This window comes from Pseudomonas flavescens (assembly GCF_013408425.1).
Taxonomy (GTDB): domain Bacteria; phylum Pseudomonadota; class Gammaproteobacteria; order Pseudomonadales; family Pseudomonadaceae; genus Aquipseudomonas; species Aquipseudomonas fulva_A.
This window is the reverse complement of sequence record NZ_JACBYV010000001.1, coordinates 1189902-1203964: the sequence shown is the minus strand read 5'-3', so window position 1 is coordinate 1203964 and position 14063 is coordinate 1189902. Positions and strand designations below refer to the sequence as shown.

The 14063-nt window shown below is 64.1% G+C and carries 12 protein-coding genes; 3 read left to right on the top strand and 9 right to left on the bottom strand.

Annotation, left to right across the window (positions count from 1 at the left end):
* Positions 1-89 precede the first annotated feature (89 nt).
* Positions 90-1637 (top strand): EAL domain-containing protein, encoded by a 1548-nt coding sequence (locus tag FHR27_RS05235; protein WP_042556017.1) that lies wholly within the window; start codon positions 90-92, stop codon positions 1635-1637.
* 87 nt (positions 1638-1724) lie between these two features.
* On the opposite strand, the gene dctM is transcribed toward FHR27_RS05235, so the two are convergent.
* The 5 genes from dctM to FHR27_RS05210 form a co-directional block, all read right to left on the bottom strand.
* The gene (gene dctM, locus FHR27_RS05230; RefSeq protein WP_042555999.1) at positions 1725-3008 is read right to left on the bottom strand and encodes a C4-dicarboxylate TRAP transporter large permease protein DctM; all 1284 of its coding nucleotides are present in this window, start codon (positions 3006-3008) and stop codon (positions 1725-1727) included.
* The gene (locus FHR27_RS05225; protein WP_179538002.1) at positions 3005-3637 is read right to left on the bottom strand and encodes a TRAP transporter small permease; all 633 of its coding nucleotides are present in this window, start codon (positions 3635-3637) and stop codon (positions 3005-3007) included. The genes dctM and FHR27_RS05225 overlap by 4 nt, the downstream gene beginning before the upstream one ends.
* 319 nt (positions 3638-3956) lie before the next feature.
* Positions 3957-4349: a VOC family protein gene (locus tag FHR27_RS05220; protein ID WP_042556093.1), complete on the bottom strand. Its 393-nt coding sequence runs from the start codon at positions 4347-4349 to the stop codon at positions 3957-3959.
* A 13-nt stretch (positions 4350-4362) separates the two neighbouring features.
* Positions 4363-5367: a DctP family TRAP transporter solute-binding subunit gene (locus FHR27_RS05215; protein ID WP_042556094.1), complete on the bottom strand. Its 1005-nt coding sequence runs from the start codon at positions 5365-5367 to the stop codon at positions 4363-4365.
* 91 nt (positions 5368-5458) lie between these two features.
* Positions 5459-6388 (bottom strand): LysR family transcriptional regulator, encoded by a 930-nt coding sequence (locus tag FHR27_RS05210; protein WP_042556131.1) that lies wholly within the window; start codon positions 6386-6388, stop codon positions 5459-5461.
* A gap of 178 nt (positions 6389-6566) precedes the next feature.
* Here FHR27_RS05210 and FHR27_RS05205 point away from each other — a divergent pair, with 178 nt between their 5' ends.
* Both FHR27_RS05205 and FHR27_RS05200 read left to right on the top strand, forming a co-directional pair.
* The gene (locus tag FHR27_RS05205) at positions 6567-7772 is read left to right on the top strand and encodes a CaiB/BaiF CoA transferase family protein (protein ID WP_042556095.1); all 1206 of its coding nucleotides are present in this window, start codon (positions 6567-6569) and stop codon (positions 7770-7772) included.
* A gap of 267 nt (positions 7773-8039) precedes the next feature.
* Positions 8040-8975 carry a hydroxymethylglutaryl-CoA lyase gene (locus FHR27_RS05200; RefSeq protein WP_179538001.1) on the top strand — a complete coding sequence of 312 codons (936 nt, stop codon included), beginning with the start codon at positions 8040-8042 and terminating at the stop codon, positions 8973-8975.
* A gap of 190 nt (positions 8976-9165) precedes the next feature.
* Here FHR27_RS05200 and FHR27_RS05195 read toward each other — a convergent pair whose 3' ends face one another.
* Genes FHR27_RS05195 through FHR27_RS05180 form a run of 4 tightly spaced genes read right to left on the bottom strand, consistent with a single transcriptional unit; the run spans position 9166 to position 13803 of the window.
* Positions 9166-10695, bottom strand: a complete 1530-nt coding sequence (locus FHR27_RS05195; protein WP_042556097.1) for a DHA2 family efflux MFS transporter permease subunit — start codon at positions 10693-10695, stop codon at positions 9166-9168.
* A 1-nt stretch (position 10696) separates the two neighbouring features.
* A complete protein-coding gene (locus tag FHR27_RS05190; protein ID WP_042556098.1) occupies positions 10697-11881 on the bottom strand; it encodes an efflux RND transporter periplasmic adaptor subunit in 1185 nt (394 codons plus the stop codon).
* Between the two features lie 9 nt (positions 11882-11890).
* On the bottom strand, positions 11891-13336 hold the full coding sequence (locus FHR27_RS05185; RefSeq protein ID WP_179538000.1) for an efflux transporter outer membrane subunit: 1446 nt from the start codon (positions 13334-13336) through the stop codon (positions 11891-11893).
* Positions 13336-13803, bottom strand: a complete 468-nt coding sequence (locus tag FHR27_RS05180; RefSeq protein ID WP_179537999.1) for a MarR family winged helix-turn-helix transcriptional regulator — start codon at positions 13801-13803, stop codon at positions 13336-13338. The genes FHR27_RS05185 and FHR27_RS05180 overlap by 1 nt, the downstream gene beginning before the upstream one ends.
* Between the last annotated feature and the right edge of the window lie 260 nt (positions 13804-14063).

Here is a 14063-nt window from a genome sequence, read left to right as displayed (position 1 = left end):
GCGCGCTGCAGACGATTCGAGACGCAGCGGACATTCTTGCCGTACAGCTTTCGCTAAGCTGATTACAGCCATCCGGACCAAGGACCCTCATGCCCTTCTCCACTCTTCGCTCCCGCGGACGCGCTCGGCGCCTGAGCACCTCATTGGGTGTCGCGGCACTGCCGCTGCTGCTGGGCATACCGCTGATGTACTGGCAGGCCGCGACGCTGCTGACCAATCGCGCGGAAAAGAGCGCGCTGGATGCCCAGGCCCAGCTGGAAGTGGTACTCGACAATGCCGCTCAGGCTGCCGATGCAGTGATCGAGCTATCGGGCCGCGCCTGTGCGGAAGTGGAGCCACAACTTCGTCGCCAGGCTACCGCCAGCCCCTTCGCGCGCTCGGTCAATCTGGTGCATGACGGCATCATCTATTGCACATCGCTGATGGGGCCGTACAGCATCGCCGAAGAACCTGCCGCCTACAGCGAGGGTCGCCTGCGCCTGATGGCCGGCAACCCGGTCACGCCGGAACGTGCACTGCTGGTGTACCGCCAGAGCGACACCAATGGAAGCGTGCTCATCGGCATCGACGGCCAGCACCTCAACAACCTGCTGCAGGTCAATGGCCAGGAGGTTCCCCTGCAACTGACGGTGGGAGAGAACTGGATGACCGCCGACGGCATCGTCAGTCAGAGCGCGGCCACGCAATACACCGACTATCCCTACAGCACCGCATCGTCGCGCTATCCGTTCAGGGTCCTGGCCAGCTACCCGAGCGGCGTCTCGCTGCAGTACATGCGTGAACACTATCTGCCGCAGCTCCTGCTGTTCCTGATGCTCGGTGCACTGGCTGGCACCGTGACCTATCGCTTCAGCCTGCGCTCGGCCTCGCCCAGCGGCGAGCTGCAGCGCGCCCTGGAGGCGGGTGAGTTCATCCCCTACTACCAACCTCTGGTGGACGCTCGCAATGGCACTTGGGATGGCGTGGAGGTGCTGATGCGCTGGCAGCACCCCCGAGAAGGCCTGGTGCCCCCCGATCAGTTCATCCCGCTGGCCGAACGTGGCGGCCTGATCGTGCCCATGACCAGCGCCCTGATGAACCAGGTACGCGAAGATTTCGCCAGCCGAGCGCACGATCTGCCGCCGGGTTTTCATATCGGCATCAACGTCACGGCAGCGCACTGTCAGAACCTGCACCTGCTGGAAGAGTGCCGCGACTTTCTGGCGGCCTTCCCTGCCCGGCGCATCAACCTCGTGCTGGAGCTCACCGAGCGCCAGATGATCACGCCCACCGCGGTGACTGACCGGCTGTTCACCGAACTGCGCGAGCTGGGTGTGCGCATCGCCATCGACGACTTCGGCACCGGCCACTCGAGCCTCGCCTACCTGCGTGAATTTCGCGTCGACTACCTGAAGATCGATCGCAGCTTCGTCTCCATGATCGGCTCCGACGCCCTGTCCCGGCATATCCTCGACAACATCCTCGACCTGGCGGTGCGCCTGGAGCTCGGTCTGGTCGCAGAAGGCGTGGAAACCGCTGAGCAGAGTGAATACCTGAGCCAGCGCGGCGTGCAGTTCCTGCAGGGCTACCTGTTCGCCAGGCCGATGCCTGCACCCGCGTTGTTCAAGGCTCTGGAAACGCCACCGCAGGTTGTTTGAGCCATAAAAAACCCGGCGCAGAGGCCGGGACGAGGAAAGTGGCCAGGCGCCTCCTGCCGAGCAGGAAGCGCCTTGCTCAGTCGGTGATCAGTTCATGCCCAGCCAGTTCGGCAGCCCCAGCGAGATGAACGGCACGTAGGTCACCAGAATCAGGAACGCCAGCATCACCAGCAGCCATGGCGATACCGCGCGCACCACGCGAGTCAGCGGCATGCCGGTGACCGCCGAGGTGACGAACAGGTTCAGACCCGTGGGCGGCGTGATCAGGCCGATCTCCATGTTCACCACCATGATGATGCCCAGGTGGATCGGGTCGATGCCCAGCTGCATGGCGATCGGGAACAGGATCGGCGCCAGGATCAGGATGATCGCCGACGGCTCCATGAAGGTGCCGGCGATCAGCAGCACGATGTTCACCACGATCAGGAACTCGATCGGGCTGAAGCCCTGGTCGACGACCCAGGCGGTGATCGACTGCGGGATCTGCTCGGTGGTCAGCACGTGGGCGAACAGCATGGCGTTGGCGATGATGAACATCAGCACCACGCTCAGCTTGCCGGCCTCGACGAACACCTTCGGGCACTCGCGAACGGTCATGTCCTTGTAGATGAAGATCGCCACGAAGGCCGCGTACACCGCTGCCACCGCAGCGGCCTCGGTCGGCGTGAACATGCCCGAGTAGATGCCGCCGAGGATGATCACGATCAGCGCCAGCCCCCAGCCGGCCTTGCGCCCGGCAGTGAGGATCTCGCTCATCGACGCCCGCGGCAGCGACGGCATGTTCTTCACCCGGGCGATGATGTAGATGGTGATCATCAGGAACACGCCCAGCAGCAGCCCCGGCACCACGCCGGCCATGAACAGCTTGCCCACCGAGGTCTCGGTCGCGGTGGCGTAGACCACCATGACGATCGACGGCGGAATCAGGATGCCCAGGGTACCGGCGTTACAGACGATACCGGCGGCGAACTCCTTCTTGTAGCCCGAGCGCACCATGCCGGCGATGACGATCGAACCGACCGCCGCCACCGTGGCCGGCGACGAGCCGCTCAGCGCGGCGAACAGCATGCACGCCAGGATCGCGGCGATGGCCAGGCCACCCTTGATATGGCCGACGCAGGCGTTGGCGAAATCGATCAGCCGACGGGCCACGCCGCCGCTGGTCATGAACGCGCCCGACAGCAGGAAGAACGGAATCGCCAGCAGCGTGTAGTGCTCGCTGGTCTCGAACAGCTTGATCGCCAGCGAACGCACCGAGTCGTTGCTGAAGAACAGGATGGTCATGGCCCCGGACAAACCCAGGGAAATCGCCACCGGAATGCCGATGAACATCAGCGCGAACAGGGCGACGAACAGAAATGCGATGGTCATCGTTTAGCCTCCGTCTCTTCGGCGAGTTTGATGGCGTCTTCGACTTCGCCGTGACCACCAAAACCAATCTGCTTGTCCTGGATCACCCGCACCAATACCTGGGCGAAACGCAGGAACATGAGAGAGAAGCCAATCGGCACGATCATCACGATGTGCCACTGCTGGACGCCGAAGCGATCCAGATCCTCGGCACCGGTGCCGATGTTGAACAGCACCGCGACCCACTGCTCGCTGGAGTAGGCCATCAGCGCGCAATACGCCAGGCAGATGATCAGGGCGATGATCGCCACGGTTTTCTGCAGGGCAGGCTTGAACATGCGCACCAGCAGGTCGACGCCGATGTGCGCACCGATGCGCACGCCCCAGGCCAGACCGACGAAGATCAGCCAGCCGAACATGGCCTTGGTCAGGGCCACGCTCCAGGTCATTTCCTGGGCGACATAAAGGATGCCGTCGCCAATGCTGAACATCGCATCGTTGGCGAACGGCAGGGAATCACCCAGGGCGTAGAAAACGCCGTAGAGGTTGTTGAATACCACGTACGAGAAGGTGACCAGGGTCATCGCCGCGAGGAGAAACGCCACGGCGATTTCCTCCAGCTGATCCCACAGGCGCTGCAAAGCTGTCATCAGCGGTCTCCCAGAGAGAGTTGTTGTAATTGTTTTGGCAAGCCGACTCTAACCCCGCCGTCTGGCGGGCAGATATTCACGATTGGTAAACGCGGCCTTCGGCGTGGGCGAATAGCCTTTAGTGGCAAAGCACTGGAGGCATCCGTGCGGAAAAACCTAACGGCTAGAAAGTGGCGATAGCGGTCGGCCGCGGTTCTCGTGTAGGAGCCAGCTCGCTGGCGATCAGAGCCACCGCCGATACGGTGTTGTATCAACAATCGCATCGCCAGCAAGGGCTAGGCGCCCCCCAAGCCCCTACAGGTCATGCCATCGGCCGCTTCTACACGTTCCGCTGCCCGACCAACTCAGCTATCTCGATCAGGTTCAGGTCAGGGTCGCGCAGGTACACCGAACGGATCGGACCCGTGGCGCCGGTGCGCATCACCGGTCCTTCGATGATCGGCCAGCCGACTCGCTGCAGATGCGCGATCACCTCTTCCAGAGGCTGGCTGGCGATGAAGCACAGGTCCAGCGCACCCGGCACCGGCAGGTGAGCCTTGGGCTCGAACTCCTGGCCACGCACGTGCAGGTTGATCTTCTGATTACCGAAGCAGAACGCCTTGCGGCCATTGCCGAAGGTCTCCAGGCGCATGCCCAGCACCTCGACATAGAAGTGCGTGGTCGCATCGGCGTCGGTAGCGGTCAGTACCAGATGATCAAGATGGTCGAGCATGGCGGTCTCCGTTCTAGTTGGCGGCAGCATTGGCAGCCTGGGCCGCTTCGATCAGGTCGCTGCCGATCTTCCCTTCATAGTCTTTCCAGATCGGCCGCATGACTTCGCGCCATTGGGCCCGCTCCTCGTCGCTGAGGGTGATCAGCTCATGCTTGCCGCTGGCCAGGATCTGCTCCTTGTCCTTCTCGTTGAGCGCCAGCGCCTGGCGATTCACCTCGACGGTGACCTCGTCGATGATGGTTTTCAGCTCTCCGCGCACATCCTCTGGCAGGCCGTTCCAGAATGCCGCGTTAGTGATCAGCATGTAGTTGCCGACGGCATGGTTGGATTCGATCATGTACTGCTGCACTTCATAATGGCGCTGGCTGTAGATGTTCGACCAGGGGTTGTCGGAGGCGTTGATCACCCCGGTCTGCAGGCCCTGATAGATCTCCGCGAAGGCCATCTTGCGCGGCACCGCACGCAGCGCACTGATCTGCGCGGCCTGCAGGTCCGAAGGCTGCACGCGAAATTTCATGCCCCGGGCGTCGCTCGGCACATGTAGTGGCTTGTTGGCGGTGAACTGACGCATGCCGTTGAGCCAGTAGGCCAGGCCAAGAATGCCGTTGTTCTCCAGGCTGTGCAGCAACTCCTGGCCCTTGGCCGACTGCTCGAAACGCTGGGACGCAGCCGCGTTGTCGAACAGGAACATCAGATCGAAGATCTGCACCCGTGGCTGATACTTCTCCAGCTTCACCGGCGCAGGCGCCAGCAGTTGCACGTCACCGAGCAACAGCGCCTCCATCTCCTTGCCATCGCCGAACAACGAAGAGTTCGGGTACACCTCCACGCGCGCCTTGCCCGCCAGGCGTTCCTTGACCAGTTTCTGCAGCATGCGCGCGCCCTGCCCCTTGGGCGTCTGGTCGGAAGCGACGTGGGCGAACTTGATGACGATTTCTTCCGCCTGCGCGGCGCCGCCGAAGGCCATGGCGGTGGAAAGCAGCACGCAGGACAAGCTGCGCGAGAGTAGGCGGGACATGAGGCGATCTCCTGTTGTTGTTAGTGCGGCGGGTCAGTGCCCTGCCGGATGCCTTTGTTCGCGACGAACTCTACTGCAGCGCCGAGGGCGACTAAATTCTTGATTGGCCAAGCCTGCCTTCGCCATTGCCGAAGGCAGAGCCGCTAGCGAGATGATCGACCATCTGCCGAGCGATCAACGAGAGGTTGTCGTAGTGCCGTACGCAGATGTTCAACTCGCGGATCGCCCAGGCATCCTCGATCTCCACGGCACGTACCGCCATGCCCGGCAGATAGGTGCGCACCGCCTGCTCGGGGAGGATGCCGATCCCCATGCCGGTGTGGATCATTCGGCAGATCGCCTCGAAGCTGCGTACCTGGATGCGCACCCGCAAATGCGCGCCTACCTGCTGCGCGGCCTCGCTGATCAGGGCGTGCAGCGACGCCTCTTTCTGCAGGCCGATGAAGTCGTAGCCCACGGTCTCCAGCAGCGTCACTCGTTCACGCGTCGCCAGGGGATGCTCGCTCGGCACCACCAGCACCAGCCGATCGCGGCGGTAGGGAAAGACCTGCACGCCATCGGCCTGCACATGGCCGGCGAAGATGCCGATATCGGTCAGCCCCTCGCGCACGGCGTGGACGATCTCGCTGCTGACCCGCTCTTCCAGATCGATACGAATCTGCGGGTGCTGGGCGGTGAAGGCGCTGAGATCCTCGGGCAGAAAGGCGATCACCGCCGAGGTGTTGGCGTGGATGCGCACATGGCCGTTGATACCTTCGCTGAACTCGCTGAGGTCGGCCTGCATGTGCTGGATGTTGTCCAGCAGGTTGCGCGCGTGGTGCAGCAGCGCATCGCCCGCTGGCGTCAAGGCTACGCCCTTTGGCTGGCGATACAGCAACGGCGTGCGCAGGTGCGCTTCGAGGTCGCTGATGCGCTTGCTCACCGCGGCCAGCGCCAGGTGCTCGCGCTCGGCGGCCCGGGTCAGGCTGCGCTCATCGGCAATGGCCACGAACAGCTTGAGGGTCAGAAAATCCACGCGCATGGCAAGCTCCGCTTCGTGATTGGCGAAAGGCTCACCGCAGCGGCTGGCGCCGGGCAGGAGCGGCAACACCATAAGCCTTCGCGAGATACGAAGCCAGACTTGACGATTGACTGATTGCGGCCAGGCCCGCCGTGGGCGATGCTCGCCGCCATCGACCCAAGTCATCGGGAATTCGCACATGTCTGTCGACTCAACCGTTACACCCATGGCCCTGGCCGGGCTCAAGGTCATCGAAATGGGCCAGCTGATTGCCGGCCCGTTCGCCAGCAAGATGCTCGGCGAGTTCGGTGCCGAGGTGATCAAGATCGAACCGCCAGGTATCGGCGACCCGCTGCGCAAATGGCGCAAGATCAAGGACGGCACCTCGCTCTGGTGGCACGTGCAGTCACGCAACAAGCAGTCGCTGACCCTCAACCTCAAGGAAGCCGAAGGCCAGGACATCGTCCGCCGCCTGGTCGCCGAAGCCGACATCCTGGTGGAGAACTTCCGCCCCGGCACGTTGGAGGAATGGGGCCTGGGCTGGGACGAACTGTCACGCATCAACCCGCGGCTGATCATGCTGCGCATCTCCGGCTATGGGCAGACCGGCCCCTACCGCGACCTACCAGGCTTCGGCGTGATCGGCGAAGCCATGGGCGGCCTGCGCCACCTGTCCGGCTACCCCGGCCAGGCGCCGGTGCGGGTCGGGGTGAGCATCGGCGACTCGCTGTCATCGCTGTATGGGGTGATCGGCGTACTGCTCGCCCTGCAGGAGCGCAACCACAGCGGCCAGGGCCAGCAGATCGACGTCGCCCTGTACGAATCGGTGTTCGCGATGATGGAAAGCCTGGTGCCCGAATACGATGCCTTCGGTTACGTGCGGGAACCGGCCGGCAGCGCCTTGCCCGGTATCACGCCCTCCAACTCCTACCCGTGCAACGACGGCAGCTACGTGCTGATCGCCGGCAATGGCGACAGCATCTACAAGCGTCTGATGAACCTGATCGGCCGCACCGATCTGGCCGACGATCCGCGCCTGGCGCAGAACGACGGGCGCAGCCAGCACGCCGAGATGATCGATGCCGCCATTGGCGAATGGACTGCCCAGCGCGGCCGCGATGAGGTGATCGACGCGCTCAAGGGCGCGCGGGTGCCGGCGGGCTATCCCTACACCGCCGCCGATATCGTCAGCGACCCCCATTACCTGGCCCGGCAGATGATCGAGACGGTAAGCACCAGCGCCGGCCCGCTGAAAGTGCCGGGCGTGCTGCCGAAACTCAGCCGCACGCCAGGCCGCATCGGCGAAGGTGGCCCGCAGCTCGGCGAACACACCGATGACGTCTTGGCCGGCTTGGGCCTGAGCGACGAGCAGGTCAAGGGCCTGCGCGAGCGCGGGATTATCTGAGAAATCCCGACATGCCCTGTAACGGTGGATGGATAAAACGCCATCCACCCTACGCCACAACGGATTCGTAGGGTGGACAACGCGGAGCTTGTCCACCAAATGTGCCGCAGAGCGAAGGAAGCTTGGCCAGCCTCTTACATGCAATCGCTGTGGTGGACGGATGAAGCATCAGCTACGTGCCCCGATCCACCCTACGAGCCGCAGCCCGTAGCCTGGGTTGAGCGCGGCGATACCCATGCTACGCACCGACATAATCAGGATCTCACCATGACCAAACGCCTCTATATCCAGGACGTCGCCACCCGTGACGGCTTCCAGATCGAAGCGGCCTTCGTGCCGAGCGAAGCCAAGATCGCCCTCATCGACAAACTGTCGCAGACCGGCCTGGCGAAGATCGAAGTCACCTCGTTCACCTCGCCCAAGGCGATCCCCAACCTGCGCGACGCCGAAGAAGTGATGCGCGGCATCCAGCGTGTCGACGGGGTGGAATACACCGTGCTGGTACCCAACGTGCGCGGCTGCGAGCGGGCGCTTTCGTGCCAGGTGGACGAGATCAACCTGGTGATGTCGGCCAGCGACACCCACGGCCTGGCCAACCTGCGCATGACACCGGAACAGTCCCTGACGCAGTTTCGCGAGATCATCGAGGTCACTCGCGGCAGCGCGGTGTTCATCAACGCCTCGCTGTCGACCACCTTTGGCTGCCCCTTCGAGGGCGCGGTGCCCGAGGTGCGCGTCCATGAGCTGACCCAGCGCCTGCTCGATCTCGGCGTGCAGGGCGTGACCCTCTGCGACACCACCGGCATGGCCGATCCCGCCCAGGTCGAACGCATCTGTCGCGAGTCGCTGCAGCGCTGGCCCGAGGCGGTGTTCACCGCGCATTTTCACAATACCCGTGGCATGGGCCTGGCCAACGCCCTGGCAGCGCTGAACGCCGGTATCGACCGCTTCGACGCATCGCTCGGCGGGCTCGGCGGCTGCCCCTATGCGCCGGGCGCCAGCGGCAATATCTGCACGGAAGATCTGGTGCACATGTTCCAGCGCATGGGCCTGGATACCGGTGTGAATCTGGATGCCCTGCTGGCCGCCGCTGCCACCCTGCCCGACCTGATCGGCCACGACGTGCCGGGTGCGATCCTCAAGGCCGGCACATCAGAACGCCGTTATCCGAAACCGAAATGGATGAGCGAGGCGAGCGCCTGATCGCGGATGTGGCTGTTATTCCACCACCATTCACGGGTATCGCTGCGCTCAACGCCGGGCTACATGCCGGATGTAGGAGCCTGCTTGCGGGCGAAGCGATTGCGGCCATTTAGCCCAAGCCGCATCACGGCCACCAATCGCCGGCAAGCCGGCTCCTACCGGCTCATTCATTAGCGCGTGAACGCGGCTTTCAATGCCCCCCGCCCGACTCCGCTGCGCCCTTGGCGGAGAACGGCGGCTTGGCCAGGTAGATGATCAGGATAAGGCCAAAGAACAGCCAGCCCATCAGCGTGAAGTAATCCACGGTCGAGAGCATGTAGGCCTGACTCTCCACCACCCGGTCGATCTGCAGGTAGGCCGATTGCGAGGCGCCGCCTAGCTGCTCCAGATACTGGTGGGTGGCCGGATCGTAGGGCGTGACGTGCTCGGTCAGTTGCGCGTGGTGATAGATCTCCCGGCGATGCCAGATCCAGGTGGTCAGCGACGACGCGAAGCTACCGCCCAGTACGCGCAGGAAGGTGGCCAGGCCGGAGCCGTCGGCGATGTCCTTCGGCGGCAGGCTGGAGAGCAGGATGCTGGTGGTGGGCATGAAGAACAGCGCGATTCCCAGGCCCATGAACACCTGCACCTCGGCGATATGCCGATAGTCCACCTCGGTGTTGAACGAGGCCCGCATGAAGCACGACGCGCCAATCACCAGGAACGATCCGCCGGCCAGCAGGCGCAGGTCGAACTTGTGCGCGTACTTGCCCACCAGCGGCGACAGGAACAGCGGCAGGATGCCGATCGGCGCTGCCGCGAGCCCGGCCCAGATCGGCGTGTAACCCAACTGGGTCTGCAGCCACTGCGGCAGCAGCAGGTTGATGCCGAAGAACCCGGAGTAACCGAGCACCAGCGCCAGGGTACCGAAGGTGAAGTTGCGGTACATGAACAGGCGCAGGTTGATGATCGGATGCTGATCGGTCAGTTCCCAGATCACCAGCGCCACCAGCGAGACCACCGACACGGCCGTACCGATCTGGATGAAGGTCGACTCGAACCAGTCCAGGTCGTTGCCCTTGTCGAGCACCACCTGCAGCATGCCGACCCCCAGCACCAGCAACGCCAGGCCAATGTAGTCGATGGGCTGGTGGACGATGGTTTCCGGCCGTTTGCGCAACTGCGCCCAGACCACGAAGGTGGCCAGAATGCCGATCGGTATGTTGATGAAGAAGATCCACGGCCAGCTGTAACTGTCGGTGATCCAGCCGCCGGCAATCGGCCCGATGATCGGCGCGACCACCGTGACCATCGCCAGCAGCGCCAGGGCCATGCCCCGCTTGGCGCTGGGGAAGATCGCCAATAGCAGGGTTTGCGCCATGGGATACAGCGGGCCGGCGACCAGCCCCTGCAGGGCGCGGAACACCACCAGTTCGGGCATCGAACGGGCGATCCCGCAGAGAAACGAGGTGATCACGAACAGCACCACCGCGGCGAGGAACAGCTTCACCTCGCCAAAGCGCCGCGCCAGCCAGCCGGTCAGCGGCAAGGCGATGGCGTTGCACACGGCGAACGAGGTAATGACCCAGGTGCCCTGCTCCGAACTGACCCCCAGATTGCCGGAAATGGTTGGCAAGGCGACGTTGGCGATGGTGGTGTCGAGCACCTGCATGAAGGTCGCCAGGGAGATGCCGATGGTGGCCAGCAGCATGCTGGCCGGGCGAAAGTTGGCGTCGCTCATGTCAGCCCCGAGCCGTTGAGGCCTGGGCCGGGCCATTGGCGTGGATGATGCGTTCGATCAGCGCATCGGCCTCGACCAGCGGCGCGTCGTAGACGGCGGTACTGAAGCGCGGCTCACTCGGCATCTGGGTGGACAGCTGGGCACCGCTCTGGTCGTGCAGGTCCACGGTTACCGCGGTGGACAGGCCGATGCGCAGCGGATGGCTCTGCAGCGCTTCTTCGTCCAGGCGGATGCGCACGGGCAGACGCTGCACGATCTTGATCCAGTTGCCGCTGGCGTTCTGCGCCGGCAGCAGGGAGAAGGCGCTGCCGGTACCTACGCCGAGGCTCTCGACGTGGCCCTGATAGGTCACTTCATCGCCATAAAGATCGGCCTCGACGGTCACCGGCTGGCCGATGCGCATCTCGCGCAGCTGGGTTTCCTTGAAGTTGGCGTCGATCCAGATTTCATGCAGCGGCACCACGGCCATCAGCGCGGTACCGGGCTGAATGCGGCTGCCGACCTGCACCGAACGGCGTGCCACGTAACCGCTGACCGGTGCCACCAGGGTGCTGCGGGCGTTGTTGAGAAAGGCCTGGCGCAATTGTGCGGCGGCACTTTTCACGTCCGGGTGGGAAGCGATAACGGTGTCATCGACCAGCGCCTGGTTGGTGTCCAACTGCTGCTGGGCGGAGGTCAGCGCACTCTGCGCGCTGCTCAGGGTGTCCTGGGCGTGGGCCAGTTCCTCACGGGAAATCGCGCCTTTGCTGGCCAGGGTCACGCGTCGCTGATAGTCGGCCTTGGCGCGCTGCACGTCGATCTTGCGCGAGGCCACCTGGGCCTTGTAGCTGTCGACGTTGCTGTACAACCCGCGCACCTGGCGCACCGTACGCGCCAGGTTGGCCTCGGCGCTCTGCTGGGCCACCTGGGTATCGGCCGGGTCCAGCCACACCAGCGGCTGACCGGCTTCGACATAGTCACCGTCATCCACGGCGATGCGCGTGACGGTGCCGGTGATCTGCGGGGTGATCTGCACCAGATTGCCGCCGACGTAGGCGTCGTCGGTCTCTTCGTAGAAACGGCCGTACAGCTCGTGGTAGGCGAAGATCGCCACGCTGCACAGCACGACGATGACGCCGAGGCCCAGCAGCAGGCGTTTGCGCTTGCCCGAATTAGGGGCGGCGGGAGTGGCTTGAGATTCGGTCATGGCGAGTACTCAGCGTGCGGAAGTGGATGACGGAGCGGCAGCCTCGAAGCCACCACCCAGGGCCTGCATCAGCAGCACCGACGCGTCGATACGCTCGGCACGCAGATTGGCCAGTTGACGTTCGCTCTGCAGCAGTTGCTGCTCGACGCTCAGCGCATCGAGGTAATTGCCGATGCCATCGGCATAGCGCTGCATGGCGATGTCGTAGGAACTGCGGGCGATGTCACGGGCCCGTTGCTGCTGCTCGATCTGCTGTTCGAGGGAACGAATGCGGCTGATGCCATCGCCGATATCGCCCAGCGCGCCAACCAGGGTCTGGTTGTACTGCGCCACGGCCACGTCGTAATCGGCGTTGCGCCCAGCCAGCGCGGCGCGCCGAGCGCCACCGTCGAAGATCGGCAGGCTGAGAGCCGGGCCAACGCTGAAGAAGCGGCTGGCACCACCGAACATGGCATCGCCGAGCAGCGACTTGCTGCCAGCGGCAACACTCAGGTTGAGGTTGGGATAGAAATCGGCCTTGCTGGCATCGATGTCGCGGGTGGCGGCCTCGACACGCCAGCGCGCGGCGACCAGATCAGGGCGACGACCGAGCAGTTCGGCCGGCACGTTGGCCGGCAAGCTGACCGCCGTGGGGGCGATCAGCTGCGGACGGGGCAGCGTGGCGCCGCGATCCGGGCCCTGGCCGAGCATCACGGCCAGGCGAATGCGCGCACTGTCCACCTGCTGGGTGGCGGCGGTCAGGCTGGCTTCGGCGGCGGCTTCCAGGCTCTGGGTCTGTTGCAACTGGTATTCGCTGTCGAGGCCGGCATCGACCCGGCTGCGGGCCAGGTCGAGCATGTCGCGGCTGCGTTTGAGGTCCTGCTCGGCAAGATCCTGAGTGGCGTAGGCCAGGCCGAGGTCGTTGTAGGCACGGGTGACGTCGGCGGCCAGGGTCAGGCGCGCGCCCTGGCGATCCACTTCACTGGCACGGGCACGGCCCAGCGCTGCTTCCCAGGCGGCACGCTCGCCACCCCACAGATCGAAGCGGTAGCCACCCTCCAGCGACAGACTGCGCAAAGTGCCGTAACGGCCGCCCTGCCCGCTGGGGTCATCGACCCGGGCGGATCGAGATCGGGTGACGTTGGCGTTGGCGTCCAGGGTCGGCTGGCGCTGCGCATCGGCGGCCAGTACGGCAGCGTTGGCCTGGCGGGCACGGGCATCGGCTACCTGCAGGTCCGGGTTGCTGCGCAGGGCTTCTTCGATCAGCCCGCTCAACTGCGAATCACCCAGGCGATTCCACCAGTCGCTCGCCGGCCAGGCAGCCGGAGACAGGTTGGCGGTAAAGGTCTGCCCCTGCAGGCTGGCGGCATCCAGGGTATGACCTTCGGTGTGCAGGCCCTCCTGCGAGGCACAGGCGGCCAGCAGCAAAGCGCTGAAAATCAGGGTCAGTGGGGTACGCAACGGCATGGTGTTCATCATTCTCCTGGCACGTGCGGCAACGCATCGGCGGCCATCAGCATTTTTTTCAACAGGCGTTGGAATTCGTCGAGTTCGGTGCGGCTCAGGCAGCCGGTCAGCTCATTGGTGGCATCCGCGGCGATCTGCGGCACGCGCACGCCGAGGGCATTGCCCGCCTCGGTGAGCGTGAGGCGCACCTGGCGGCGATCCTCCGAGCTGCGCTCGCGAGTCAGCAGGCCCTTCTGCTCCAGGCGATCGAGCATGCGGGTCATCGCCCCGCTGTCGAGGCTGAGCAAACGGACCAGATCGGCGGGCGTGCTGGCGCGGCTCTGGCTGATCAGCAGCACCACCTTGAACTGCGCGGCAGTCACGCCGTGATCCACCAGATGGCGTTCCAGCATGCGGTCCTTGAGCTGATTGATCAGCGCAATGAGGTGGCCGGGTGAGTGCTGCAGCGAGAACCGTTCGCGGTCGAAATGTGGCATCGAAAATTACCTGCCCAGGCAGTGAATGCCATGCAGATTACTGCCCAGGCAGCGAATAGCCCAATTACATTTCGTAATACTTGTTATCAATTTCAGAAATACTTTGAAATATTTGGTGGTTTTGAAAGGACTGCCTGGGGGTTCGATGGGTTCAGGGGATTTGGCGGGGACGACTGTTACGGGGGTGATGGAGGGAACTGGAACGGAAGCGATTGCCCTGGGTGTCGCAGGCTCGACCCTGGCTGCGATCGGGTAGCCGG